The sequence below is a fragment of the Psychrobacter sp. FDAARGOS_221 genome (genome assembly GCF_002313155.2).
Classification (GTDB): Bacteria; Pseudomonadota; Gammaproteobacteria; order Pseudomonadales; family Moraxellaceae; genus Psychrobacter.
Map to the genome: position 1 here is coordinate 1,649,921 of NZ_NWFK02000001.1, position 26,007 is coordinate 1,675,927.

Consider the following 26,007-nt stretch of genomic DNA (forward strand, 5'->3'; position numbering starts at 1 on the left):
TTTGTTATATTGACTTATTTCAATGAAAGATGTCTACTTATACTCAGCCAAACCCAAAGCATAAACCAATCAATAGGGTACTAAAAGTACTCAATCTGGTTCAATAAAATATAAGTATGGCTAACCATAGCTGGCTGTAAAAATCCACTACTGATCTTGAAAGAGTCCTATTATGACACACCCTACCCGACAACATTTCATCGTTATTGGTAATCCGATTGCACACAGCAAATCTCCTGAAATTCATCAGGCTTTTGCCGAACAAACCAAGCTCGATATTCAGTACCGACGTCAATATTGCCCCGATGATCCACAAAGCTTTCAAGCTGTGGTCGATGCCTTTTTTAATGGCGGCGGGGTTGGTGCTAATGTCACGGTTCCGTTCAAGCAGCAGGCCTACTCTCTATGCGCAGAGCAAGGCGGATTGTCAGAGCATGCCAAAGTCGCAGGCGCGGTCAATACTTTACTATTAAAGGACGGCAAGGTCTATGGTGATAACACAGATGGACAAGGCTTGGTCAACCATTTACGCCAATTAGGCTGGCCATTACAGGACGCAAAAGTGGCCATATTAGGCGCTGGTGGTGCCTCTCGCGGGGTGATATTACCGTTAATAGAAGCCGGTATTGGTAGTCTGACCGTCGCCAATCGTACGCCAAGCAAGGCGCAGGATATGCTTGAGCAGCTGTGTACTGCCAGCCCAGCTATCGAACAGTTAAAGCCAACAAGCTGTGCACTTGAGGCGCTGACCGGTGATTTTGATATTATTATTAATGCTACTTCGATTGGGCTGTCTAACGACAAGCTGCCGCTTGATGAGCGCTTAAGCTGTGACTATGCTTATGACATGATGTATGGTCGTGACCTACCCTTTTTGACTCATTTTGAGCAGCAAGGCGCTAGCGTCTCTGAAGGCTATGGCATGTTAATTGGTCAAGCGGCGCTCAGTTTTGAGCGATGGACCGGTGCCACAGTGGATACCTCAAAGCTGTAAACGTTACCGCTTATGGTTTAGCGGCTGACTTTATTATCAGTGAATAAATTGCCAGTGTCTAACTTGTTAATGATTAAACTGTCAGTGAATTAGGCGGTTGTTTTAATTCGATTGACTGTCTTTGTTAAGCGCGTCCTTATTAAGCCTATTGCCAAACAGTTTGGCCTCAAAGCTCATCAACGGCTGTCTTAACCAAGTCGAATGCATCACCACACCGCCTAATAACGCAATTAGACAGCCCAACACCGTATCCAGGAATCTGGCTTCGATAATACCTCGATAGGCCATCGGGCCAAGCCCTGCGATATCCGACTGACCACCGCCATACTCGGCAATAAAGATGGTCAGCGGCGTAATCATAATCACCGCCAGCGCATAATGACGGGCGATAATGCCCTCAATCCATAAAAACATCAGCAATATCGCCAATACCACACCCATATTTGACAAAGGCAGCGCCAATAAGAACCAAGCAACCACGATGCCTATGGCAGTACCGATAATGCGGTGCAACTGCTTAATCCACATAGTACGCAAGTGGGTGCCCAACATAATAATATAGCTACTCACCGGCACCCAATAAGGGTATGGCATATCCAGCCACAAGGCGACTTCTAACGCTAAGACCACAAAGGTGGTGACTACCACACTTTCAGTAATCAGCCCTTGCTCATACTTTCTGCGCTTTGGCGCCGGCATTGGATCTGGTCGCACCATGATTAAGTTATAAACCAGCGAAGACCCCCAAGCGAAAATAGCGCCCAGCGATACAATGCCGATATGAAACGGCATCTGTGCCCAACTGACCGGCATAAATAACGCAATCACAGCCGCCATTAGAATAAACATCCCACTTGGTGGGGTCAGGCGCAAATAGCGACTCAATAGCACAATCACAAAAGTGATGACCACAAATATCGGGGTTCTTACCATAGGCAGGTTATGTGCCACCAGCCCCATACTAAAGCTGCCAACCATCAATAAACCCAGTACAAACAACAAGCCTTGGCGCTGATACAGATTACCGGTGGACGGCTGATTAAGAATAATCATTGCCCCAAGTGATGCCATAATACCCAGCGGCAGCTGATCAAAAATCGCACCAATAAAAATAGTGCTAGCAATGGTCATCGCCGCGGTCACGATGAGGTGCCACGGTCTTTTTATGGGTTGTAATGTAAATAGGTGCTCAGCTTCGCGTTGAGCAAGCTCTTTTATTCGCTGTGTTGGCATAAGCTATTTCGGCATAAGTGGTTTATAGGATTGGGCTGGCCATGTTCAACTGCATAGGTTCGACTGCTTACTTTCGGTTACCTACATTTGGTGCGTGCGTTTGATTATTTAAGTTTGATTGCTTACATTGGTTTAACTAAGCGCTTGATTGGTTAGCGTACATTTTATTGTGCTTATTTTTGACCGTGCTTTGATTGATAAATAGTGTCATTTGAATACATTACCAATCATTTGAACATTCAATAGATGTTGTTCGCTAAAAAGCAGCTGTTTGCTAAATTAAAAGCAATACTATAGCGACAACGTAGGGAACAATATATTAGAAAAATGCAATAATACAAATTAAAAACCTAAACTGACACTTCAACAACATCAAAATGTGGCAGGCGCATACCAAATCCTATAGTCTAGTGTTTTACACGCTACTCAAGGCAGAATATAGCGCTTAGAGCCTTGGCATAGTTAGCTATCAATATATTAGCAGTATTAGCGTTGTCGGTTATTTTATCATTAAACGAGATTGTCAAATAAGCGCTGACTAGCTGCCAAATCCGGCTACACACAAACTAATTTTTATGATATATTTATTCACTTATGAATAATAGTTATGAGTCATAGGTTTTTATATAAATTACCCTTATACTAAAATCGATGATAATACCGACATTATCATGGACAGATAATGTTTTACTGCGACACTTCCAATATGAAAGAGACTCAATTATGTTAAGTTATAAAGCTCCCCTTCGTGACATGAAGTTTTTGTTAAATGACGTTTTTGACTATCAAACGCATTACAAAGATTTAAGCAATGGCGAAAATGCCGACCCAGAAACAGTTGATATGATCCTACAGGGCATGGCTGACTTTGCCGAGAATGTGATTAGCCCACTATATCAACCAGCAGATGCTGAAGGCTGTCATTTTGAAAATGGTGTTGTTACGACGCCAAAAGGCTTCAAAGACGCTTATGATCAATTCGTAGAAGGCGGTTGGCAGGGCATTTCATACCCAGAAGAGTACGGCGGTATGAACTTACCAATGTCACTTAACCTAATCAAAGCAGAAATGATGGGTACCGCGAACTGGCCATGGGCAATGTACCCAGGTCTAACCACGGGTTGTATCAACACCCTAATGCAGTACGGTACTGAAGAGCAAAAAGACACTTACCTACCTAAATTGGTTGAAGGTACGTGGTCAGGCACAATGTGCTTAACTGAGCCACAAGCCGGTACTGACTTAGGTCAAGTTAAGACCAAAGCAACCCCACAAGAAGACGGTAGTTACAAAATCAACGGTACTAAAATCTTCATCTCAAGTGGTGAACATGACCTAACTGATAACATCATTCATATTGTACTTGCTCGTCTTCCAGACGCACCAGAAGGTACACGTGGTATTTCACTATTTATCGTACCTAAATTCATTCCAAACCAAGAAGGCGAAGCCGGCGATCGTAATGGTGTTGTTTGTGGTTCAATTGAACACAAAATGGGTATCGCTTCTTCAGCGACCTGTGTTCTGAACTTTGACGGCGCAACCGGTTACCTAATTGGCGAACCAAACCGTGGTCTAAAAGCAATGTTCACCTTCATGAACACTGCCCGTATCGGTACTGGTATCCAAGGCCTAGCGCATTGTGAACTTGCGTTCCAGAATGCACTACCATACGCTATCGAACGTCGTTCAATGCGTGCCCTTTCTGGTAGTAAAGAGCCAGAAAAAGTAGCCGATGCGATTATCAACCATGCTGACGTACGTCGTATGCTATTAACCATGAAGTCGTTCGCTGAAGGCGGCCGTTCAATGATTTATCATGCTGCGCGTTATGCAGACAAGATGTCTCAAGGCGTTGCTGAAGGTAACAACGAAGAGTTTGAGAAGTGGGATGACAAATTAGGCTTCTACACCCCAATCCTAAAAGGCTTCTTAACTGAACTTGGTATCGAAGCGGCTAAAGAAGGTCAGCAAGTATATGGCGGCCACGGCTATATCAAAGAATGGGGCATGGAGCTAATCGCACGTGATGCACGTATTGCGACTCTTTATGAAGGTACTACTGGAGTACAGGCTCTAGACTTATTAGGTCGTAAGGTTATCTTACAGTCTAAAGGTAAAATCATCCGTGATTACACTGCCAGCATCATGAAGTGGTGTGGTGAATATGCACTAGACAAAAACATGCGCAAATACGTATGGGCTCTAACTAAGCTATGTGCTGAGTGGAACACGTTAACTGTACGCTTAATGCTAAGCGCGCGTAAAGACCGTGAAATCATCTCTGCTGCTTCTGTTGACTACCTAATGTACTCAGGCTACGTAATGATGGCGTACCACTGGGCACGTATGGCAGCAGTCGCTTATGACAAGCTAGAAAACGGCGGTACTGAAGCGCCTGAGTTCTATCAAGCTAAAATTCACACTGCTGAATTCTACTTTGATAAAATCTTACCACGCACATCAGGTCACGCTGAGAGCATGGTCGCACCAAGCTCTTCTATGACTGATATGCCAATTGAAAGCTTCTCATTCCTAGACTAATTAGTTTGGGTTTTAAACCCGCTAATGAGTAAAGCATTAATCAGTAAAAGCTAATAAGTAATAAAAATAAAAAGCCGCTCCCAGCTATTGGGGGCGGCTTTTTTGGGCTTGCACAAGGTTTAGCGTGCAGACAATATGTCACTTGCAAACCCTACCAGCACTGGCTTATGATGGCGTAGAGACTATTGATTAGCTAGCCTATCAATTAAACACACACTTCATTTGTTAAGCCGTTAAACTATTTAAAAGAAGCAAGCCATCTTAAACAAACATATTATCTTGAACGAACAAACCATCTTAAACAAATAAACTATCTTCGGAAATAAGTAAGCATCATGGATTTTCAGACGCTGCGTAATAACTGCCCTACTTGGAATGATTATATTGAGCATGACTTTGTGACTCAGATAGCGGCTGGTACCCTGCCAAAACAGAGCTTTCAGCATTATCTAAAACAAGACTATCTGTACCTGCTACATTACACGCGGGTCATGGCACTCAGCGTTTATAAAAGTGATAACTTGGCACAAATGCGCGTCGGTCAAGCCGGTATCAATGCCATGCTTGATCTTGAAATTGGCATGTATTTGGACTTTTGTCAGCAATGGGATATCCCGCTTGCAGAAGTGGAAAACACCGCTGAATCACCGGCAACCATTGCTTATACTCGCTATCTATTAGATGCTGCCATGTCTGGCTCACTGGCTGAGCTCTATGCCGCCATTGCGCCCTGCTTAATGGGATATGGCGAAATTGGGCAATGCTTAAAAGCGCAAGGCTATGTTGATAACAACCCCTATCAGCAATGGATTGACGTATTCGCCAGCGATGAGTTTCAAGCAGTGACCGCTCAAAATGAAGCACATATCAATAGCCATTTCAAAGACGCAAATCCTGCGCAGCAAGCTAAGTTTCAGCGCTTGTTTAATACCGCATCAAGAATGGAAGTTAACTTTTGGCAGATGGCGCTCGATTTATCCTAAGAGTTGCGCTTTAATCACTTCATAAGTGATTAAATGAACGCCATACCTTAATAAACCTAAACTGATAACGTGATGAAACCAATAACAACAAGGAGAGAATAATGGCCGCATTTGACGAACATGCCAATGCCTATGACAGCTGGTTTATGGAAAACGAAAACTTACTGCTGAGCGAGTTAAAGCTGGTTGCTCACTTTTTAGATAAAGACAGTAACATCTTATCCATCGGCTGCGGCAGTGGCTTATTTGAGATGCTACTGACAAAGGACTACGACATCCATATCAAGCACGGTATTGAACCCTCAAAAGACATGGCTGAAATCGCTGAAAAACGAGGATTAAGCGTCGATATCAATACTGCTGAAGAGGCTGATATCGAGCCAAACACCTTTGATATTATTATGTTTAACGGCAGTGTCAGCTATATCAGTGATCTTGCGTTATGTATCAACAAAGCGTATGCCGCTTTAAAGCCAGGCGGTAAGCTCATTTTGATTGATGTGCCCAAAGAGAGCGGCTTTGCCAGCTTATATAATCTAGCCAGCGCTGTCGGCACTTGGGATCACCAGTTACTGGCGCAGATTTCACCGAAAGACCCATACCCTATCGAGCTGGTACGCAGTGCAAACTGGCGCACTTCAGATGAGAAGATTGAGCTGATGCAACAAGCAGGCTTAACTGACTTTGAATACGCACAGACCCTGCTAACCCATCCGATGTTTGCCAATGATAAATTACAAGATGTCATTGAAGGCTATGATCGCGGTGATTACGTGGCGATTTGTGGCTACAAAAAAGCCTAACCCAGATTTATAGCTGACTTTTTATAGATAACCCCATACAAAAGCCCCATCCTGTCATAGCAGGATGGGGCTTTATGCTATGTATTAACTGCTCTATACCTGACTAAATTTTCTCTTTTTTATAAGCCGCCGTTAGTTCTACCACTTCAACACAATACTGCACCGAAACGCGCCCTGATTGTTGCTCTACCAGCTCCTGCTTCAAGCAGGTGTGTAGCTTCTCAGCTAAGTCATCTCGAATCTGTTGGCTACGTCCTGGCATGAGCCTAAGCTGAATATAGACAAAGCCTTCAGCTTGTTGATCATCTTCCACGCCGACTAGAAAGGTTTCAACATCCAGCAGTCGCGCTTTAATCGCTTGCGGTGAGCCGAAGTGACCCGTTTCCCAAAGCGTGCTGTTTAATTTTCTAAGCAGGCTCTCTGGGTTTTTAATCGTGACATTTGGGGTAGCTTGAACGATAACATGTGGCATAACAGCTCTCTTTTTACAATTTTATATTTAACGGTTATTTAGGGATAATCGGTGTGGTATCGGATAAGTATCAGTCAGCTTTAATCAGCCGTGTTAATCTTCAGTTTTAATCAATAACGTCAGCAAACTTGGCATTTAAAGTTTTGGCCAACTGCGCAGGCGGTAATTCAATCTCTAATCCTCGTTTGCCACCGCTGACATGCATAGTAGTTAGGTCTTGGGCTGACTGATGGATAATGGTTGCTAGTCGTTTCTTCTGACCCAATGGGCTGACGCCGCCAAGCACATAGCCGGTGCTACGCTCAACAACTTTTGGGTCGGCCATTTGCACTTTTTTACAGCCCAAAGCTTTGGCCATCCTTTTAAAATTAAGGGTGTCGCTTACTGGCAATATCGCCACAGCAAGTTTGTCTGCATCGGTTGCCACTACTAACGTCTTAAAAACGTGCGTTGGGTCGACACCCAGTTTATCTGCAGCTTCCAAACCATATGACTCTGCACTTGGGTCATGCTCATACTCATGAATCTGGTAATCAAGTTTTAGCTTTTTGGCAAGATTGACGGCTGGAGTCATCGCAGATATTCCTTACATTTAAATACTCAACTAAATCATTTAGGACTGGCGCAAATTGTACAGTTAATAACAGTATAAATGAGTGGTGTAGAGTTTAGATTACCCTATTTCTTAACAAACAAAAAGCCCTCCTTTATTGCGATAAAAGAGGGCTAATAACATTAAATCATCAATGGGTACTGAGGGCTAAGGCTTAACAGCAACCAGTACACGGATGCTGTCTGGCACCAAGGATAGATTGGTTAACGCCTGCTCACCTTGTGCTTTAAGCGACTCAAGACGCTCAATTTCTTCATCACGCACGTTCGGGTTAACCTGCTGTAGCTGTTTTAAACGATTGATTTCACGTTGCCAAATTTGACTAAAGCGCTCTAGAGCTTGAGCACTAATATCGCCCAGCTTACTTTGGGCAATAGCCTCAGCATCATGATAGCGTGATTCAATCACCCCGCTGCGCACTTTAATGACCTGACGTGCACGGTTTTTATCAAGACGCTCAATGTGCGGCAAGATCATATCGGCGGTGATGCGATCGGCCAAATCACCGCCCTGCTCGCCTAAGAATACGCGCAAGCTTTGGGTCGGTAAATTCGCGGTCAAATTAAGTACTTTTGGCGCAATAGTGGTCACTCGGAAGTTGACCTCTAATAACAGCATACCCTCAGGTACGGTGTTACTCTTCAACATCGCAACCGTGGTATTACCGAAGGTGCCAGAGTTGGCCATATCATAAATGGCCAACATCAATGGGTGCTCATGGGTAATAAAGTCCATGTCTTCACGAATTAATGCTTGGCTGCGCTTGAAGGTCAAGGTCATGCCATCTTCTGAAATGGGCAAGTTATCAACATCGGTGTGTTGGCTATTTTCAGCCTCTGGCGGATGCACTACCCACGAGCCATCACGCTGCACACTGTGGTCTAGATTAACCGATGAGAAAAAGCGATCTAAAAATGCCGGTAACAAGTTATTGGCATCAAAGCTGCTCATTGCATCGGCAATACGTGCAGCCACGCGTGGACGGCAAGAGTTGTATTCCAACAGGCGATCTCGTCCCGATTGTAGCTGTGCTTCTAGCTCTAAGCGTAATGATTTGGCTTCTGCAATCAAGTCACTTAATGCTTGACGGTTATCCGCTGTATTTTCACCTTCTAGCAATGGTTTGAGATCAACAATAAATTGCTCTTGTACTGTCTGTGCAGTCGGTGAAATGTGATTGAAGATATTAAGCGCGCCGTCATACCACTGGTACATACGCTCTTGCGCCGTGCCTTCAACATACGGCACGTGCAGGGTAATTTTTTGGTTCTGACCGATACGATCTAAGCGGCCAATACGCTGCTCTAAGGTATCTGGATTGGCAGGTAAATCCCATAGTACTAAGTGACTGGCGAACTGGAAATTGCGCCCTTCTGAACCAATTTCTGAACACAATAGAATCTGAGCACCGGCTTCATCCGCAAAGAATGCAGCAGCTTGATCTCGCTCAAGCAAACTCATCTGCTCGGTGAAAATAGCGGTTTTAATACCCGCATGTAAGCGCAATACCGCCTCTAGGCTTTCAACGGTTGCCCCACTACGGGCGATAAGCAGTACTTTTTCTTGTTTAAGGTTCTCTTTTAATAGGTTAATTAACCAGGGCACACGCGGATCATCTTCTAACCAACCGCCATCGGGTTGATTTTCTTCACCCCACAGCTGCTCACGCAATTTACCGCAAGTTTGATAATTACCAATCCAGGCATCAGGACATGGCAGTGGATGTGGCACACTAGCACGACCGTGGAAACCTTGAACACTGTCACGCGTATTGCGGAACAACACACGGCCAGTACCATGGCGGTCTAATAGCTGATTGAGTGCATAAGTACGCAGCTTGTCGTCTTCATTAATCGCTGCTAGCTCATTTTCATCTTCTAAACCAAGCAAATGGGTTAATGCGGCAATTTGACCCTCAGTAAGCGGCTTATCATCCATTAAGATTTCAGCAACTGCCGCTGTATCGGAAAATGCCTGTTGACCAGCGATAAAGTCATCTAAGTCATCAAAACGATCTTCATCAAGCAAACGCAAGCGTGCAAAATGACTTTCAACACCCAACTGCTCTGGTGTTGCTGTTAGCAATAGCACCCCTGGAGTCTCGTGTGCAAAGTCAGCAACCAATTCATATTTGTCATTGCCGCCTTGCTCAGGGTCCCAATGCAAATGGTGCGCTTCATCAACGACTAATAAATCAAAGCCAGCATCCATCGCTTGGTCATACAAATCCTGATGATCTAGCAGTAAGTCTAAGCTGGCAATAATGCATTGCTCGGTAGTGAATACGTTTTGCTCTGGATTGTGCTCTTTAATCGCTGCAGTACGTACCAAATCAAATAAGGAAAAGTTCAGATTAAAACGACGACGCATCTCAATCATCCACTGATACTGCAAGCTATCAGGCACTAAGATAAGTACGCGCTGCGCTTTGCCAGTTAACAGTTGCTGATGGATAATCAGACCCGCTTCAATGGTCTTACCCAGACCCACTTCGTCAGCCAATAATACACGTGGCGCCAGACGTTTACCGACTTCATGCGCAATGTATAACTGATGCGGAATAATATCAACTCGCGCACCTATCAGACCTTTAAGTGGATGTCCTGCCAGCGCTGACTGCATACGCAAGATATCTTGACGCAGCTCATACCAGTCGCCACGCTCAACACGGCCCGCCAGCAGACGCTCTAACGGCTTGGCCAAGGTAATGTTGGCGGCCAGTCGAGTCTCCATGATGCCTCTTGGATGTCCTTCTACCAAGTATTTGACCACGCCCATGACTTCTTCAATCCCTGTCACGATATGGCTGTTACCTTCTTGATCAGTGATCTCATCACCCACCTTGAAGGTCACCCTTGATAAGGGGGCTGAGTTTTTGGCGTAGACACGGGTCTCTTCACTTTGGGCAAACAAGATATGTACGCAGCGATCATCAACATCAATCACCACCCCTAAGCCCAGCTCAGCTTCGGTATCTGATAAATAACGTTGACCTACGGCGAATTCAGGAATTAAAGCAGCTATTGTCATAAAGCAGTCAGTTCTTTTTGATAAATAAGATTCGGATTTTCATTGGGCTATATTATAGCGATATTCCCTGTTTATGAGGGCAAACTTCGCATTTTCTATAGCCAATCTTGGTATTTCGATAATCATTTAAAAATTCTGGCACTATTTTAACGCTTATTGCCACTGAGTTGGGGTTTGCAAAGACATAATTGATAAAAAAATACTAACTTAGTACAGTCACTCAACATCTGAGCCATCGTTTTGACTGATTGACTATCTAACTGATTATCTATCTGATTGGCTGTTATTAATGCAAACGTTGAGGTTGTTACTATTTGATATGGGGTGCTTATATCTAATATGGGGATAGTTGTTTAAGAGTTTTGCTAGTTTTAATAGTGATAATTTGACATTGGATACCGGCACTATACACTTAATCACGTAACCAATGACACGCTGCTTTAGCGTTAGTAGAAACACAATTAAAATAAATAGGCAGTGATATGCTGCAAACACCAATAAGCACAGGGAGCGCATGATGAAAGCCGTTTTTTTGGATAGAGGTACTTTTTTGGCAGGCTTAGAGCTGCCCAAACCAGAAGACATTACCGATTATCAAGTGTATCAAAGCACCGAGCAAGACGATGCGCTGATTATTGAGCGCTGCCAAGATGCCGATATTATCTTTAGCAATAAAGTCGTACTTAATGCCAATATTATTGCCAATTTGCCCAAGCTAAAATTAATTCAACTCACCGCTACCGGCATGAATAATGTCGATGCAGATGCTTGTGAACAGCACAACATTACGCTGTACAATGTCGCCGGCTATGCGATCAAAAGTGTGCCTGAACATACCTTTATGTTGATGTTAAACGCACTGCGCGCTGGCGTGCATTATCACAATAAGGTCATCGATGGCAGTTGGGAAGCGTCAGGCAGCTTTAGCTTAATGGATGTGCCTTTGGTTGATTTAGAGGGTCGTACCTTAGGTATTATTGGACCTGGCACCATCGGTAAGCGAGTCGGAGAGATTGCCAAAGCCTTTGGCATGCAAGTGCTGTGGGCAGAGCATCAAGGCAAAGCCCCGCGCAATGAATACTATACCGATTTTGATAGCGTATTAGAAAAGTCAGATATCATTAGCTTACATTGTCCATTAACTGAGAGCACCAAGCACTTAATTAACGAGAGCACACTGGCAAAAATGAAGCAGCAACCGTTGATTGTTAACGTTGCTCGTGGCGGTGTGGTAGATTCTAAAGCGATGGCACAGGCGGTACTTAATGAGCAGGTATTGGGCTATGCTACCGATGTGTTTGAACAAGAGCCAACCACTCAAGATGACCCGTTATTACAACTGACTAAGCAAAACCATCCTCGCGTCATCTTCAGCCCACACAATGCATGGGGCAGTAAAGCCGCGCAACAAAAGTTGTGGGATATTTTAAGCGAACAAGTCAGCAGCTTTATTAAGCAGCAGTAGTTTAAGTCGGACATCAGCGTTCCACAGTCCAAGCCTTAGTTAAGGCGTTTATAGCTTAACTAAGGCTTTGTAAAAGCCCGCTACTTTGATAAACGGCCACTACTAATTAAGCGGTACCCATACTGATGGTCTCAGGCAAAGTTGCACCGCCATCAATAACCACTTGCGAACCTGTCAAATAACTGGACTCATCGCTGCCTAAAAAGGCGAACAACTCACCCACTTCCGTTGGTTTTGCCAAGCGCTGCATAGGAACCGATTTGGCAATAGAATCAATCGCCGATTCTGGATCGTCTGGGTTAGACTCAGCGGCCATTTTCTCAACCATTGGCGTGCGTGCATAACCCAGCTGCGTACAGTTGACCCGAATATTTCTATCCGCATATTCAACTGCCAAACACTTGGTTAACCCGACCAACGCAGACTTAGTCATGGCATAAGCCGCTTCACCAGCATCCGCAACCAAGTCGCCAGTAACCGATGAGGCAATCACAATACTACCCGAGCCTTGGCTTAACATTTGTGGTATCACCGTCTGGCAGGTATTCCATACCCCTTTAATGTTGACATCAATGTGGAAGTCGCGCATGTCATCGCTCATCTTCTCAAACGGGGCTAATTGGCACACACCGGCATTACAACAGGCAATATCAAGGCTACCAAAGGTATCGACCGTTAGCTTCACTGCCGCTTGCATTTCGGCTTTATCAGTCACATCACCAACATAGGTAATGACTTCTGTCTGATAGGTTTGACGGATGCGCTCTGCAGTTTGTTCAACCGAATCAGATAAGTCGATCATACAGATCTTGGCGCCGTACATGGCATAGACACTGGCAATGCCTTCGCCTAGCCCAGTTGCTGCACCAGTGATAATGGCAACCTTATCGGTTAATTTTGCCATGATAATCTCCTTAGTTTGAGTGTCATTTTAGGTTTGGTTTTAACGTTATAAGCAGTTTTTACTGTCTCAGCTTGTTAACTTTTTAGTCTTAATAGTCTTAACCATTTTATCGTTATTTTTATAGTGGCTATTTTTATCGTTACTGCCTTCATTGTAGCCAATATTAATGACATTTTGGTAATTGAGGACGGTATTGAATGACTATGCTAAAAGCCTATATTAGATAACTGCTTATTTTCAGAGTGATAACTACCAACCATTAAGCCCAAAACAAAACAAACACACAGCCGATTGCCAATAAAATACCAACCAGATTAATTTTGCTCAGTGATTCTTTAAACGCAAATACCCCAACTAGCGTTGCCACCGCAATCACCCCAACGTTCATACCGGTAAACACCACACTCGGCGAATCGGCAAGGCTCTGATGCGCTTTGATATAGGCATAAATATTACCCATATTCAGCACACCCAATATCAGCCCAGATGCCAAGGCCTTGCCCTGCCAGCGTGTTTTCGTTAGTAGCAGATAAGCAAACAGCAAACTACCTGCCAGTCCAAACGCCACAAATAAGGTTAATGGAAACGCCGTACCCTGCTTGGCCACTTGCTTAAACAAGATATCAATCACGCCATAACCGAGCCATACGCCAAGCAGCCAAACCCCTGTTGGCACTTGGGTAGTCGGCTTAGATGAGTACACCGCTTGTCCTACAATTGTCTGCCCATTGGCTATTGTTGCTGAACGACGATATACCAATGCAGTCAGCGCCAAAAAACCCAAACCAATACCCAATAAGCGCTGAGTGGTTAAGGTGTCGCCAAAAAACACAAAGGCCGCTACAATCGGAATGATTAATGATAAGCGCTGAGCCGCATCAGTCGCTATAATACCGACCGCATCAATGGCACGACCCAAAATGACAAATACCAGTGGCAATAATAGCCCCAATAGTAGAATAATGCCCCACGCACTGCCCAAATCACCGATTGCCGATAAGTCAGGCTTTAACAGTACGCCAGTTAATAAAAAGGCAACCGGATAGCCGGCAACAATGGTCTGACGAATATCAACGCCTTGCTGGCGCAACACTTTTAATAATACCGACACCGCAACGCTGCATAACACAGCGATAATCAGATAAGTCATGACAATTAAGCCCAATCAATTATGAATCATGAAATGTAACAAACTATTACAACTCATACAACATAAAACTCAACGCTTGAAAAATATAGTGATTTTTAATGTCATAGCCCCTTGTATATCGACTATTTACCCTTATCTAGTTAACATCTAAACCCTGCTGGTTTTTATAGATCCTACTGATTTCTACCATACACAGCAAAGCCGAGCACAAACACAACCGAGCACAGTCACAATCGAGCTCATCATTGGCTGCGCTAACTGATGCGTACGCCCAATATCACTTTTCACTCTCAAGTCAGTCGACTGTTATGAATAAGCTATTATGAACAAGCTATTTACCTTCTTCGAAAACCGCCTGCCCGCCTTTCCGGACAATAAGATTCCTTTGCCCAAAGACGGCTTATTTAAGTTCTTATGGGCCTGTACTTATGGTCTGCGCGGCTGGCTGCTGCTGTTTATGATCCTCACCGCTGGTGTCGGGGTGTATGAAGCCATGCTGTTTGCTTGGATTGGTGAAGTGGTCGACTGGCTAGGCATGTATACCCCGCAAACGCTATGGGCTGAAAAAAGTAGCTCGATTAAGTGGATGGCAGCGGTGCTGTTTTTGAGTCCTTTTTGGGTCGGTCTCGGTGCCTTAGTCCACTTTCAGGTGATTCAGGGTGTATTCCCGATGCAAATGCGATGGCGCTTTCATAAGCGTATGCTTGGCCAGTCGATGCAGTTTTATCAAAATGAATTCTCAGGTCGAGTCTCTGCCAAAGTGATGCAAACCGCGCTCGCCGTCCGTGATACGGTTACCACAGTGGTAGATATGATGGTCTATGTGGTGGTGTACTTTGTCACCAGTGGCATCATCTTATTTAAGCTCGACCGCTTGCTGCTGATTCCTTTTGCGCTGTGGTTACTTCTGTTTGGCCTGACCCTGTGGTACTTTTTGCCCAAGCTGAAGCACACCGCCAGCATACAAGCAGATGCCAGAGCATTAATGACCGGACGTATTACCGATGCTTATGCCAATATCATGACGGTTAAACTGTTTAGCCATTCACGCCGTGAATTGGGCTATGCCAAGACCGCCATGCAACAGTTCTTACAGACGGTACACGGCCAAATGCGCTGGGTGACCGCGTTAGAATTCGTCAACCATGTGATTAGTGTCACCTTAATTGGTAGCACTGCAGGCATTGGATTGTATCTATGGCAAAGAGGTGATGTCGGGGTTGGTGCCATTGCTGCCGCCACTGCGATGGCACTGCGCCTAAATGGCTTAACCCACTGGATTATGTGGCAAATGGCCAGTTTGTTTGAAAGCATTGGTACCGTTCAAGATGGTATCCATACTTTGGCAGCGCCGCAAAGTATCGTTAATAAGCCTGATGCCTCTGAAATGAAGGTTAATGAAGGCCGTATCCAGTTTGAGCATGTCGACTTTGGTTATGAAGGTCATGACCCAAGCGCAGAAGCTGGGCAAAAGTCTGAGCTACCACCTGGGTCACATAATAAAAACTACATCAAGCTGCTCGATGACTTCAACCTAGACATCAAGCCAGGCGAAAAAGTCGGTCTCGTCGGACGCTCCGGCGCCGGAAAGTCAACCTTAGTCAACTTACTTCTGCGCTTTTATGATGTCGATGCGGGTCAAATCAGTATTGACGGCCAAGCCGTTGATGCGGTGACTCAAGAAAGCTTACGTCAACAAATCGGCATGGTGACTCAAGATACCTCCTTGCTACACCGCACGGTACGCGAAAATATCGCCTATGGTCGCCCGACTGCTAGCGATGCCGAGATTATTGCCGCTTGTAAAAAGGCGCAGGCTTGGGAGTTTATTCAAGAGTTAAACGATGCCAAAGGCAATACCGGACTAGACACACAAGTCGGTGAGCGTGGGGTGAAGCTCTCTGGCGGTCAACGTCAGCGTATTGCTATTGCCCGAGTGATGCTCAAAAACGCCCCTATTTTGCTTCTTGATGAGGCGACCAGTGCGTTAGACTCCGAAGTTGAGCATGCCATTACTCAAAGCTTGCATGCCATGATGGAAGGCAAAACCGTGATTGCCATTGCTCACCGTTTATCTACTATTGCAGAGCTGGATCGCTTAGTGGTTATGGACCGAGGCCAGATTATCGAGCAAGGCAGCCATGAAGAGCTGCTAGCCAAAAATGGAGTATATGCGGGTCTTTGGCAACGTCAAAGCGGCGGTTTTTTGGGCGAAGATGAGTAATAAAATCGTAACTGACTACTCTGCCCTTTAGTGTGTACAGTCGGGTTATTATTTTAATTTTTTAGCCAACCGTGGCTGCTATAATAAAACCATGATCAACAAATTGGGATAGCAATCATGGACGTATTAGAGCAGCGCATCACGTTGGCAGGCAAGCAGGCCCGCACCTATCATTTTAATCGCGATCAGCAGGGTAATAACAACCTCATTAACGCTGCTGAAAATAGCGATCAGCCAAGCAATCCACCTAGCCCGGCAGCGACCAAACAAAGCTTACATTTTTATGGTGGCAATGGCTTTCCTGTCGGTGTCTATCAGCCGCTGCTTACTAAACTGAGCGAGCAATTTGAGGTGTCTAGCCTAGCCATGCGTGGCTACTGGTATGACCTGCCCACTGATAAGGTGCTGACCCGTGAGCAAGATGCTGAGTTGTTGATTGACTACTTAGAGAAGACTCAAGACCGCCCTGTCATTGGGGTTGGTCACTCACAAGGCGCAACCGCCACCGCAATGGCCGCCGCCAAACGTCCTGACTTATTCTCAGCGCTATACTTAATAGACCCAGTGACCTTTACCAAGCCACAAGCCCTGCTATATAGCCGCTTACCGCGCCGCTTTATGCTGACTCAAGAGCCGTTCAAAAGCACCAAGCAAAAGCCAAGCCATTGGGCCAGTATTGATGCCTATTATCAACACTTACGCCAGCGTCCCGCTTATCGCCGCATCAGTGACGACAACCTGTATATTTTTGCTAAAAACAGTTTGGTTGAGACAGACACAGGCTATCAGTTACTATTTCAGCCTCAGTACGAGCTGGCCAGCTACTTTGGCACTCCCTATGTCACGCCGGCATTGAAAAAGCTCAGTAAAAAGACACTGCCCTATTATCTAATTTTAGCCAAGCCTTCGGTGTTTAATAGTGAAAAAGTGCGTCAAAGCTGGCAACGTGTGGTCCCCTCCGAGCGCATTATAACCCTGTCTGAATATGGACATTTACTGCCCATGGAAGCACCAGAGCGGTGTGCAGAGATTATTGATATTCTCAACAGACTGCACACCACCTAAGTGATTATTTAAGTTTAAGTCATTAGGTTTTTAGCGGTTAGGCTCTAAGCGATTAGGTTTGCTTAGAGTACTTGAGCGCTATGCCATCTCAAGCACAATTTTGCCAAAGGTATCACCCGTCTCAAGCGCTTTATGCGCCTCAGCGGTTTTGGCCAGTGGATAGCTTTGCTGGATATGCAATGTCAGCTTATTATCGGCCAATTGCTGCAGTACCGTATCCAAATCCTGTGCATTGGGCTTGGCAATAAAGCCCTCGATGGTCAAGCTATCAGGGCCGGCTTGCTTAAGCTTATCAACCCAGATAGAAGGCAACACCACCACGCGCCCATCGTCTTTTAGCACAGACAACGCAAGCACGCCAGCATCACCACCAACCAAATCTAACAATAGATCGGCCTGTAACGCTGAGAATGCCTCATCTTTGGTGTAATCTATCCAACCTGCTAGCTTACTGGTATCGATTAAACCACCCAGTTTTTCATACTTTTCAGGGGAGCAAATAACAGTCAGTTTGATATTTTTTTCAGTGACTAAATGCGCCAACATCTGCAGTGCTAAGTGACCGACACCACCGGCTGGCGCACTCATCACCACATGCTCACCGGCTTTAATATCCGCAAACCGTAGCATTTGATAGGCCGTGGTACCGACACATGGCAGCGCTCCGGCCGTTTTTAAGTCGACCGACTCAGGGACTTTCGCCAACAGATCGGCATCGACTGTGTTGTACTGAGCATAGCAGCCGCCTTTGAAGTTAAGCGCTGCCACTTTATCACCAACCTTAAACTGACTGCTGTTACTGGCAACCACCTCACCTGCCATATCAAAACCTAAGACAGCCGGCTCATTGCGGGCAAACTGATTGTTTTTAATATTTTCTGCACCCCAGCCCAAGCCTTGACGGGTCTTGTAGTCGACTGGGTTAATACCGGCATAAGCTACTTTTACCAGTACTTGATTGTCTGCCAGCTCAGGGACGGCCACATCCTTTTGATAATGTAAGACATCAGTCTCACCAAACTCGGTAATGGTAATCGCTGATTGGGTTTGCGGATAAGTTGAAGACATTACATGCTCCTTGTCTGATTGTTTTATCGTCTAGCGTTTGTCACTCGCTTATTATTGTACAACCCATAGCTTATCTATTTAATGCAGCAAACGCCACTCTCCACCTCTATTAGTATCACCCAATAAAAAAGCTGGGCACTTATTTCAGTGACCCAGCTTTTTTATTTTATAAGAGCCGGATGTATAACAGATAAAACTCTATCCTGCGCTTCTGTTAACGCTTAATCTCTAAACACTTAACATCCACGATACGTTATATCCTTTCTTTTATTCTCTTATTATCAAGGCTCAGATTATTTTAAAGAATCGGGCACTTGTGCACCGTCTTCAATATCTAAGCGCTGACTACCCTCGCCTTTGGCAACGATGTCACCGCCAACTTGCATGGCATGAATGATGCCGCCTTTGTTGACTTCTAAGGTGCTCAGCGCATCGCCTTGAGTTTCTAGGTTACCGCCAATCGTGATTTGCTCAGCTTCACCGCCTTCTTTCACCGATAAGCCAATCGCTTTTAAAGTCGATAACACGCCTTTCACTAGTGACTGACCTTCACCGCCATGGGTGATGACATCGCCATGCACCGTTAGTTTGCCAATCTTACGGCTTAACTGAATTCCAATTGAGCCGTCACCAAAGGTTTCGATGCTGCCAAATTCGATGTTATCCACTGTACCATCATACTGATTGTAGCCTCGTGCGCCTAAGCCGTAAGTTTTGACATCGCCTTTGACCACAAAATTACCGACGGTACCGAAGTTAACAAAACCAATACCACTAGGGCCATAAGAAATGACGTCTTTTTCTGACAGCCAGTTTTCGACATGACCCCAAGTATCTAGCACCATATCGCTGACGCCATAAGTGACGATGGTCTCATGATGAGTTAACTGTTTCACGGTTGCGCCATAGACGATAAAGATAGCGGCAGTAATGATGTCTGGCACACCAAACGGCAACTTACCATTCGAATACACTGCGCCGGTGGTAATGCGATCAGCAACAACGGTACCGCCTTTATCGCCAAAGCCTGATACAAATAAGCCTGAACCTAATACAGGCGCGTTTTTGCGACCGATGGTGATGTTGTCGATGGTCAGGTCGATACGGCTGTCGTCTTCACTGTTGAAGTTATATACGGTTAATGCGCCCTGCCAGACATTGACACCATATTTTTGTGGTTGCTCAGGATAGCGACGCGCGTCACAGGCAATAATATCTAAGTCTTTGATGCTGACTTTGGCAGACTTAGTCCCTGGACGAGTAATGAATGAGAACTGACCAATTAGGCGTAAGTTTTCAAACTCAAAATGCCCCAAATCCTGCGCTTGCAAGATGTTATACACCGCACGGTGACTAGGGTCTGTTTGAATATTTAAGTTTTTAATCTGATTGTTTTTAGTTAAGCCAACCCCATCGGTATTTGAAAAAGATAAGGTTGGATATTCGCCATTTTCTTGCGCTTCACCGCGGATGGTAACCTCTGGTGCTAAGGTAATTGAGCTGCTCACTAAAATACTGCGGCCGATGACCAACTCTTTGTCACCTTGTAATAAAGCGCTTACTAAGTCGTTATAGGTTGTGATAATGCTCATTGTTATTATCCTTTTTTGACTGATTAATCATTCATTGTTCAATCAGTGGTGATGAGAGATTATGAAACACTTATGCGCTGCGCTTGTTTTGTTTTTAAAATAGCTGATAGCTGTTATAGCTGATGGCTCTTTAAGAGAGCTGATAGCGTTTTAATATAGCTGACAATTAAGATAGCTGTTTTGGTTGTCTATTTTTGCAAAAAAATGTGGCAGTTTTATGAACTTTTTATTAACTAATATTAAGCTTTTACACATAATGAGAGTCGTATTGGTATAAAACGTCAGGTATAAAACAATAAGCATAAAAAAAAGACCATCGCTTTACACGATGGTCTTTTTGATTATTCATTTAATAAAGATAATATTACCAAGCGCCACGGCGATGGTTTAGAACCCAGCGATGCATACCCAGCACGTTTAAGGTTTTCATATTACTAAAGTTAGTCCACTCTTGTACTTCTGGACTAAACTTCACATTGCGATATAACTGGTCCCAAGTTTGACCTTGGCGAGTTAAATCAAGCACTTGCTGATGCAAGTCAACCATATATTCACGTAACGCTGCTTGCTCTGCCTTAGTGGCCGGCGTGTAGTGACCGATATCAATAATATCGACGTCTTGTTCAATAACCCAATCTAGCGTCTCAATCCAACCTGGATAATAAAAATCTAAAAAGTCATTGTATGGCATGGTTTTGTTCTGACACACATCGGTACATTGCAGTGCCTTTTGGCGTGGGAACAATACCATAGTCATGCTGTCTGAATGGCTAGGCTCTACACGATGCAACTCGACCGTTTCACCACCTAAGGTAATGGTCATGTCTTCATCAAACACTCTATCTGGTACGGCGTACGGTAGTTTTTCACCGATGATAGGCTCAATAGCGCGCTTATTAGCAACGACGATAGCGCCTTGCTTTTGGAACACTTGGCTGCCGGCCATATGATCGGCATGAGCATGAGTCAAGACGTTATAAACCACGGGCACATTAAAGCGCTTTTCGATCTCAGCACTCAACCACTCTGCGGCGCAAGTTGCCCCGCCATCGACCACTAAAGCACCTTCATCAGTAATCATAACGATACCACTGTGTACCGCTAAACCTTTACCATTGGTATGACGATATAAATTGTCTTTTAAATGTACCAAGGTTGGGGCGGCATCATCACACATACCTTGCGTGAAGTCAGACACGACAGCTCTAGGACCAATTTTGGATTTATCAACACTCACACCTGTGTCAGAAGCGGCTGAGGCGAACATGGATAGTGCCAGTCCTGCAGCGGCGACGACAGATTTTTGAAGAAAGCTCATAACACATTCCTATAATAATAAACGTAAATGGCGAATATACTTATTAATAACGCTAATAAAAATCCAACAATAGCTGGTCTTTTATTTTTATAATTAGTGTCTATTTAATCGAAAAAATAATAATATAAATCAGTATTTTATTAAGTACTTATAGCCTTGCGCACCAACAAGTAAATGACAGCAGCACAACCATCTGTTAAATCTGACTCATTAATACAACTAAACAGACCACTTTCAATATCATAAAGTCTTTTGCGCTCTGAGCTTTATTTCTTTATGTTAAATTTAGTAACTAATAGATTGTGATAATCACTCTATGTAACTTATGTAAGTTTTCATTGCTAAAATTAACAATAAATGCGTTGAACTAAATTTATTATCTGTAAAACTATGTCGATAACTGCCTATTTATTTAGTTTTTATTGCTGGGTCTATTTTTAATTTATAATATTCTAAATAATATAATATTCATTTTAATGGCCACAATAGGTATAAATACTGACTTTGAGGATATAACATGAGCACATCAGCATTAACCAAAAAAAGCATTTCTAGACGTAAATTACTAAGTGCCGCTGGTGTCAGTCTTGGTGCGACCACCTTGCCATTAATGAGCACTCAAGTATTTGCCGCAGCCAATGATGCCAAAAGACCGCCGGTTCCTTACCGTGCCAGTACGGCAGAGCAAAAGCTGACTGTGGTTAGTCTGGATCGTCTTGAAGTAGAAGCACGCGGTGCAATTCCAAAAGCTGGCTATGAGTTTGTCTCTGGCGCGGCTGGTGATGAGTGGACACTGCGTGAAAACCGCCGTGCCTTTAATGACTATCGTATTGCTGCCAAACGCTTGGTTGGTTTAACCAGCAATGACATTAATATCAAAACCCGCCTATTGGGTTTAAACTTAAACTCACCGATTATGGTTGCACCAATGGGTGCCCACGCTATGGTTCATGAGCGTGCTGAGCAAGATACTGCGCGTGGTGCAGGCCTTGCCAAAACCCTGTATTGTTCATCAGGCGCTTCTAACGCAACTTTAGAAGAAATCGCGAAAGCTACCACTGGGCCAAAATGGTTCCAGCTGTACTATAACAATGATGAAGCCGTGACTCGTGCACTACTAACCCGTGCCAAAGAGTCTGGTTATTCAGCCATTATCTTAACCGCTGATGCGTTAGGCCCAGGTCAGCCTGATGAATTTAAAGCCATGGGCAGCCCTTTCCGCCCAGACAAAAACTTTGGTAACCATGACCCTAAAAAAGGCGGTTTTGGTAACTTCTTTGATCAAAAAACATCATTAACCACCGCAGACATTCAATTCATTAAGCGTTTTACTGGTCTACCGGTTATTGTTAAAGGTGTATTGCGTGCTGATGATGCGGATAAATTCATCCGTGCAGGTGCCGATGCCATTCAAGTATCTAACCATGGCGGTCGTCAAATCGATGGTGTGCCTGCCAGTATTACCGCGCTTCCAGCCATTGCTAAAGTAGTTAATAAACGTGTGCCTATTATCTTAGACGGCGGTATTCGTCGTGGTATCGATATCGTGCGTGCGGTGGCTATGGGTGCAGATGCGGTTGCGGTTGGTCGTCCAGTATTATATGGTCTAGCATTAGGCGGCGCGCAAGGCGTACAGTCTGTGATTGAGTTTTTAGAGCAAGATTTAAAAACTGCAATGTTATTAACTGGTGCTGCTAAACTGTCAGATCTTGACGGCAGCTATATCGATATCGTTGGTGAAAATGAGAAATACGACACTTACAATGGCTAGTCGTCTCTCATCAGACCCGAGATAACCGGATAGTATCGAAAGTATTTAAATACAAACTATCAGAATAAAAAAACCGAGTGTTCAACACTCGGTTTTTTGTTTTTAAAACATTAGATCAGTATATCGATACTAAAACATATCTAGAGGACTAAACTGACAGAGCGTCAGATTAATACACTCGAGTACGTTTAAACCCCATCCTTACTCCTGAGGACTGTCGTGACTCAGTAAGTCGGTGTCGCCTGAAGTGTCTTGAATTTCTTCTTCCACCTTTTGCATCAGCTTAGGATCAGGACGCGTATCTAGAATTTCGTCTGGATCTGCTTTGGCCAAAATCTGCTGAGCACGCTGTTTGGCACGTGCTTTTTGCAGCTCATCACTTGGCTTAACCACTTTGACAGGTTTACTTGTCTCACTGGCTTGCGTGGTCTCAGTAGATGGGTTGAGATCATTATAAATATCATCATTAAATTGCTTAATCGCGTCTTCAACGTCATCTTCAAAGCGTAGTCGATAGATAGGCTCAGGCAAGCTAAAGCCATGATTTTCTAGCGCATGTTTCACTTCACGTATGCCGATACTGCGTGCTTTGCTAAAGTCAGTCTCGGTTTGATCGACCCAAACTTGAAACTGCAATATGATGTTTGACTCACCCACTTCGGTAATAATGGCGCTCGCTTTAGGCGTATCGAGTGCGAAGTCCAGCTCGCATACCGCATCTAACCCCACTTTGATTGCTGCTAGCGGATCGTCATTGGCATCGATACCCAACTCAAAGGTAAAGCGGCGCTCTGGGTTTTTGCTGTAGTTAACAATGGTCGCTTTAAACACTTCTGAGTTGGGAATACGCAAGTGGTTACCATCTGACGTCATTAAGATAGTCGCACGACTGGTCAGACGCACCACGACACCCTCTTGGCCATTGATATCGACAAAGTCACGTGCACGGAACGGCTGGCGAATACTCAGCATTAACGAGGCTATATAGTTCTCGATACTGTCTTTGACCGCAAAACCAACCGCAATACCGATCACCCCTGCACCGCCAAGTAGGGTACCAATAATAGCCTCAGCACCAACCAAACTTAACGCCAATATCAAACCAACGATAATGAAAGCAACTTTGACCGTTTGCGACAACAGCTCGGCAACAAAAGGATTGGGGCTAATACGCAGCCAAAGCTGTTCACGTCGTCGCAGCCATCCGCCAAACCAAGCAACTGACGCAAACACAATGATGGCCACCAACAACAAAGGCAAGGCTTTAATTAAACTAAACGCCTGCTGCTTAAGCGTGGCAATCACTGGGGTGACGTTATCTTGTACATCCAGAGTACGATTAATGCGGTCTTCCACTGCTACCACATCACTGACTCGGTTAGCAAGACTAATGGCTTGATGCGCCTTTTTCTCATTGGGCACTTCACCGCTAAGACTGACGACCCCTTGGTTGACGCTGACATTGATGGCTTTTAGACCCTCAATTTCAGAGAAGATACCACTGATACGCTGACGAATATCGCTGTCATTGACGGCGCTAGGCTTGGTTTCAATGACCGTATCTTTTTCAGTGATGGTGCCAGCTGCAGGTACATTAGCGGCAGGTTCGTCCTCTTCTGCTGCTAAGCCAAGATCGATACCATTATCGCCTGCACTGCTCTTATCGGCACTGGCCTCTTCAGTATCAGCGGCTGCTTCACTGGTCTCAGCCGCGGCACTTGAATCATCAGCACTCTCTGATGCGACATCTGCTGCTGCACTCGTTTCTGCAAAAGCGACTTCAGCTTCTTGTGCTGCCGAAGCGCTATAAGTGGGCAGCATGCCACTGCCGCTCACGATCAATGATAACAACACACGGCTGATTATTGTTAGTCGCTTTTGCTTGCTTGTTGGTTCGGTTGTTCGATTGTTTGTCATCTGACTGCCCTAACTTGACATGAATGGCTTAACTTTCAGTTGCTGCTTATCCACTCGCGTCTTATTTAGCGGTCTAAATAGGACTGCGCCTCACCCATATCTAAAGTGCCTTCATAAATAGCACGGCCGGTGATAATACCCTCTAGATACTCACCGTAAGGTTTTAACAGCTCAATGTCTTTCATGTCGGTCACACCGCCTGAGGCAATTACAGGGATACCGCCTACTTTGGCCAAGTTGACTGTTTGCTCAACGTTCACCCCTTGCATCATGCCATCACGGGCGATATCGGTATAAACAACTGACGACACACCAGCATCGGCAAAGTGTTTGGCAAGCTCTGTGGCCTTAACATCAGTCACATTGGCCCAGCCATGGGTCGCAACCATACCGTCTTTGGCATCAATACCAACGATGATATGACCAGCAAACTCACGACACGCCTGCTCAACGAACTCAGGCTCTTCAACCGCTTTAGTACCAATAATAATGTAGGTTAAGCCGGCATCTAGATAATGCTCAATGGTCTGTAAACTGCGCACACCACCGCCTAATTGTACTGGCAGATTAGGATGGGCTTTGGCAATCTCCATCACCACATTTTTATGAACCGGTACGCCATCAAAGGCACCGTTTAAATCCACTAAGTGTAAACGGCGCGCCCCTTCATTAACCCAGCGCGTTGCCATAGCTACAGGGTCATCTGAAAACACCGTATCATCCTCCATACGACCTTGTTTCAGGCGAACACATTTGCCATCTTTTAGATCAATCGCTGGGATAAGTAGCGGCGCTGTGACATTAACATCAGATTGGGTGTGCATAATAAAAAACCTTTATATATAAAAATGTATGGAAAAT

Annotated in this window: 19 protein-coding genes; 8 read left to right on the plus strand and 11 right to left on the minus strand. The window is 44.7% G+C overall.

What is annotated here, in order from left to right; translation table 11 throughout:
* Nucleotides 1-172 precede the first annotated feature (172 nt).
* Nucleotides 173-994 carry a shikimate dehydrogenase gene (gene aroE, locus A6J60_RS06890; RefSeq protein WP_096065325.1) on the plus strand — a complete coding sequence of 274 codons (822 nt, stop codon included), beginning with the start codon at nucleotides 173-175 and terminating at the stop codon, nucleotides 992-994.
* Between the two features lie 102 nt (nucleotides 995-1,096).
* Here the strand turns inward: aroE and A6J60_RS06895 are convergent, their stop codons facing one another.
* Nucleotides 1,097-2,227 (minus strand): FUSC family protein, encoded by a 1,131-nt coding sequence (locus A6J60_RS06895; protein WP_096065326.1) that lies wholly within the window; start codon nucleotides 2,225-2,227, stop codon nucleotides 1,097-1,099.
* A 723-nt stretch (nucleotides 2,228-2,950) separates the two neighbouring features.
* Between A6J60_RS06895 and A6J60_RS06900 the strand changes: the two genes are divergently transcribed.
* From A6J60_RS06900 to A6J60_RS06910, 3 genes are all read left to right on the plus strand, one after another.
* The gene (locus tag A6J60_RS06900) at nucleotides 2,951-4,771 is read left to right on the plus strand and encodes an acyl-CoA dehydrogenase C-terminal domain-containing protein (RefSeq protein WP_096065327.1); all 1,821 of its coding nucleotides are present in this window, start codon (nucleotides 2,951-2,953) and stop codon (nucleotides 4,769-4,771) included.
* A 335-nt stretch (nucleotides 4,772-5,106) separates the two neighbouring features.
* The gene (tenA, locus tag A6J60_RS06905; protein WP_096065328.1) at nucleotides 5,107-5,754 is read left to right on the plus strand and encodes a thiaminase II; all 648 of its coding nucleotides are present in this window, start codon (nucleotides 5,107-5,109) and stop codon (nucleotides 5,752-5,754) included.
* Between the two features lie 101 nt (nucleotides 5,755-5,855).
* The gene (locus A6J60_RS06910) at nucleotides 5,856-6,557 is read left to right on the plus strand and encodes a class I SAM-dependent DNA methyltransferase (protein ID WP_096065329.1); all 702 of its coding nucleotides are present in this window, start codon (nucleotides 5,856-5,858) and stop codon (nucleotides 6,555-6,557) included.
* A 103-nt stretch (nucleotides 6,558-6,660) separates the two neighbouring features.
* On the opposite strand, the gene A6J60_RS06915 is transcribed toward A6J60_RS06910, so the two are convergent.
* The 3 genes from A6J60_RS06915 to rapA form a co-directional block, all read right to left on the minus strand.
* On the minus strand, nucleotides 6,661-7,029 hold the full coding sequence (locus tag A6J60_RS06915; RefSeq protein ID WP_096065330.1) for a 5-carboxymethyl-2-hydroxymuconate Delta-isomerase: 369 nt from the start codon (nucleotides 7,027-7,029) through the stop codon (nucleotides 6,661-6,663).
* Nucleotides 7,030-7,135: 106 nt separating this feature from the next.
* Nucleotides 7,136-7,603 carry a Cys-tRNA(Pro) deacylase gene (gene ybaK / locus A6J60_RS06920; RefSeq protein WP_096065331.1) on the minus strand — a complete coding sequence of 156 codons (468 nt, stop codon included), beginning with the start codon at nucleotides 7,601-7,603 and terminating at the stop codon, nucleotides 7,136-7,138.
* Nucleotides 7,604-7,789: 186 nt separating this feature from the next.
* Nucleotides 7,790-10,672 (minus strand): RNA polymerase-associated protein RapA, encoded by a 2,883-nt coding sequence (gene rapA, locus A6J60_RS06925; protein WP_096065332.1) that lies wholly within the window; start codon nucleotides 10,670-10,672, stop codon nucleotides 7,790-7,792.
* Nucleotides 10,673-11,189: 517 nt separating this feature from the next.
* On the opposite strand from rapA, the gene A6J60_RS06930 reads away from it, so the two are divergent.
* A complete protein-coding gene (locus tag A6J60_RS06930; RefSeq protein ID WP_096065333.1) occupies nucleotides 11,190-12,137 on the plus strand; it encodes a D-2-hydroxyacid dehydrogenase in 948 nt (315 codons plus the stop codon).
* 106 nt (nucleotides 12,138-12,243) lie between these two features.
* On the opposite strand, the gene ucpA is transcribed toward A6J60_RS06930, so the two are convergent.
* A complete protein-coding gene (gene ucpA, locus A6J60_RS06935) occupies nucleotides 12,244-13,041 on the minus strand; it encodes an SDR family oxidoreductase UcpA (RefSeq protein WP_096065334.1) in 798 nt (265 codons plus the stop codon).
* A gap of 259 nt (nucleotides 13,042-13,300) precedes the next feature.
* Nucleotides 13,301-14,191: a hypothetical protein gene (locus A6J60_RS06940; protein WP_096065335.1), complete on the minus strand. Its 891-nt coding sequence runs from the start codon at nucleotides 14,189-14,191 to the stop codon at nucleotides 13,301-13,303.
* Nucleotides 14,192-14,513: 322 nt separating this feature from the next.
* Here A6J60_RS06940 and A6J60_RS06945 point away from each other — a divergent pair, with 322 nt between their 5' ends.
* The gene (locus tag A6J60_RS06945) at nucleotides 14,514-16,415 is read left to right on the plus strand and encodes an ABC transporter ATP-binding protein (RefSeq protein ID WP_096065336.1); all 1,902 of its coding nucleotides are present in this window, start codon (nucleotides 14,514-14,516) and stop codon (nucleotides 16,413-16,415) included.
* Between the two features lie 117 nt (nucleotides 16,416-16,532).
* Nucleotides 16,533-17,480 carry an alpha/beta fold hydrolase gene (locus tag A6J60_RS06950; protein WP_096065337.1) on the plus strand — a complete coding sequence of 316 codons (948 nt, stop codon included), beginning with the start codon at nucleotides 16,533-16,535 and terminating at the stop codon, nucleotides 17,478-17,480.
* Nucleotides 17,481-17,558: 78 nt separating this feature from the next.
* Here A6J60_RS06950 and A6J60_RS06955 read toward each other — a convergent pair whose 3' ends face one another.
* From A6J60_RS06955 to A6J60_RS06965, 3 genes are all read right to left on the minus strand, one after another.
* Nucleotides 17,559-18,548 (minus strand): NADP-dependent oxidoreductase, encoded by a 990-nt coding sequence (locus A6J60_RS06955; protein ID WP_102993961.1) that lies wholly within the window; start codon nucleotides 18,546-18,548, stop codon nucleotides 17,559-17,561.
* Between the two features lie 293 nt (nucleotides 18,549-18,841).
* Nucleotides 18,842-20,140, minus strand: coding sequence for a hypothetical protein (locus A6J60_RS06960; RefSeq protein WP_227526089.1), 1,299 nt, complete (start codon nucleotides 20,138-20,140; stop codon nucleotides 18,842-18,844).
* A 364-nt stretch (nucleotides 20,141-20,504) separates the two neighbouring features.
* Nucleotides 20,505-21,458, minus strand: a complete 954-nt coding sequence (locus tag A6J60_RS06965) for an MBL fold metallo-hydrolase (RefSeq protein ID WP_096065338.1) — start codon at nucleotides 21,456-21,458, stop codon at nucleotides 20,505-20,507.
* Between the two features lie 517 nt (nucleotides 21,459-21,975).
* On the opposite strand from A6J60_RS06965, the gene A6J60_RS06970 reads away from it, so the two are divergent.
* On the plus strand, nucleotides 21,976-23,229 hold the full coding sequence (locus A6J60_RS06970; RefSeq protein ID WP_096065339.1) for an alpha-hydroxy-acid oxidizing protein: 1,254 nt from the start codon (nucleotides 21,976-21,978) through the stop codon (nucleotides 23,227-23,229).
* Between the two features lie 201 nt (nucleotides 23,230-23,430).
* On the opposite strand, the gene A6J60_RS06975 is transcribed toward A6J60_RS06970, so the two are convergent.
* Nucleotides 23,431-25,146 (minus strand): mechanosensitive ion channel domain-containing protein, encoded by a 1,716-nt coding sequence (locus A6J60_RS06975; RefSeq protein ID WP_227526090.1) that lies wholly within the window; start codon nucleotides 25,144-25,146, stop codon nucleotides 23,431-23,433.
* A gap of 65 nt (nucleotides 25,147-25,211) precedes the next feature.
* Nucleotides 25,212-25,970, minus strand: a complete 759-nt coding sequence (gene hisA / locus A6J60_RS06980; protein ID WP_096065340.1) for a 1-(5-phosphoribosyl)-5-[(5-phosphoribosylamino)methylideneamino]imidazole-4-carboxamide isomerase — start codon at nucleotides 25,968-25,970, stop codon at nucleotides 25,212-25,214.
* Between the last annotated feature and the right edge of the window lie 37 nt (nucleotides 25,971-26,007).

Coding starts and splice junctions, on each gene's coding strand:
- ucpA (WP_096065334.1), bottom strand. CDS start 13,041: ATGGCAAAATTAACCGATAAGGTTGCCATTATCACTGGTGCAGCAACT.
- A6J60_RS06945 (WP_096065336.1), top strand. CDS start 14,514: ATGAACAAGCTATTTACCTTCTTCGAAAACCGCCTGCCCGCCTTTCCG.
- ybaK (WP_096065331.1), bottom strand. CDS start 7,603: ATGACTCCAGCCGTCAATCTTGCCAAAAAGCTAAAACTTGATTACCAG.
- aroE (WP_096065325.1), top strand. CDS start 173: ATGACACACCCTACCCGACAACATTTCATCGTTATTGGTAATCCGATT.
- A6J60_RS06940 (WP_096065335.1), bottom strand. CDS start 14,191: ATGACTTATCTGATTATCGCTGTGTTATGCAGCGTTGCGGTGTCGGTA.
- A6J60_RS06915 (WP_096065330.1), bottom strand. CDS start 7,029: ATGCCACATGTTATCGTTCAAGCTACCCCAAATGTCACGATTAAAAAC.
- tenA (WP_096065328.1), top strand. CDS start 5,107: ATGGATTTTCAGACGCTGCGTAATAACTGCCCTACTTGGAATGATTAT.
- A6J60_RS06955 (WP_102993961.1), bottom strand. CDS start 18,548: ATGTCTTCAACTTATCCGCAAACCCAATCAGCGATTACCATTACCGAG.
- hisA (WP_096065340.1), bottom strand. CDS start 25,970: ATGCACACCCAATCTGATGTTAATGTCACAGCGCCGCTACTTATCCCA.
- A6J60_RS06960 (WP_227526089.1), bottom strand. CDS start 20,140: ATGAGCATTATCACAACCTATAACGACTTAGTAAGCGCTTTATTACAA.
- A6J60_RS06930 (WP_096065333.1), top strand. CDS start 11,190: ATGAAAGCCGTTTTTTTGGATAGAGGTACTTTTTTGGCAGGCTTAGAG.
- A6J60_RS06950 (WP_096065337.1), top strand. CDS start 16,533: ATGGACGTATTAGAGCAGCGCATCACGTTGGCAGGCAAGCAGGCCCGC.
- A6J60_RS06965 (WP_096065338.1), bottom strand. CDS start 21,458: ATGAGCTTTCTTCAAAAATCTGTCGTCGCCGCTGCAGGACTGGCACTA.
- A6J60_RS06910 (WP_096065329.1), top strand. CDS start 5,856: ATGGCCGCATTTGACGAACATGCCAATGCCTATGACAGCTGGTTTATG.
- rapA (WP_096065332.1), bottom strand. CDS start 10,672: ATGACAATAGCTGCTTTAATTCCTGAATTCGCCGTAGGTCAACGTTAT.
- A6J60_RS06900 (WP_096065327.1), top strand. CDS start 2,951: ATGTTAAGTTATAAAGCTCCCCTTCGTGACATGAAGTTTTTGTTAAAT.
- A6J60_RS06975 (WP_227526090.1), bottom strand. CDS start 25,146: ATGACAAACAATCGAACAACCGAACCAACAAGCAAGCAAAAGCGACTA.
- A6J60_RS06970 (WP_096065339.1), top strand. CDS start 21,976: ATGAGCACATCAGCATTAACCAAAAAAAGCATTTCTAGACGTAAATTA.
- A6J60_RS06895 (WP_096065326.1), bottom strand. CDS start 2,227: ATGCCAACACAGCGAATAAAAGAGCTTGCTCAACGCGAAGCTGAGCAC.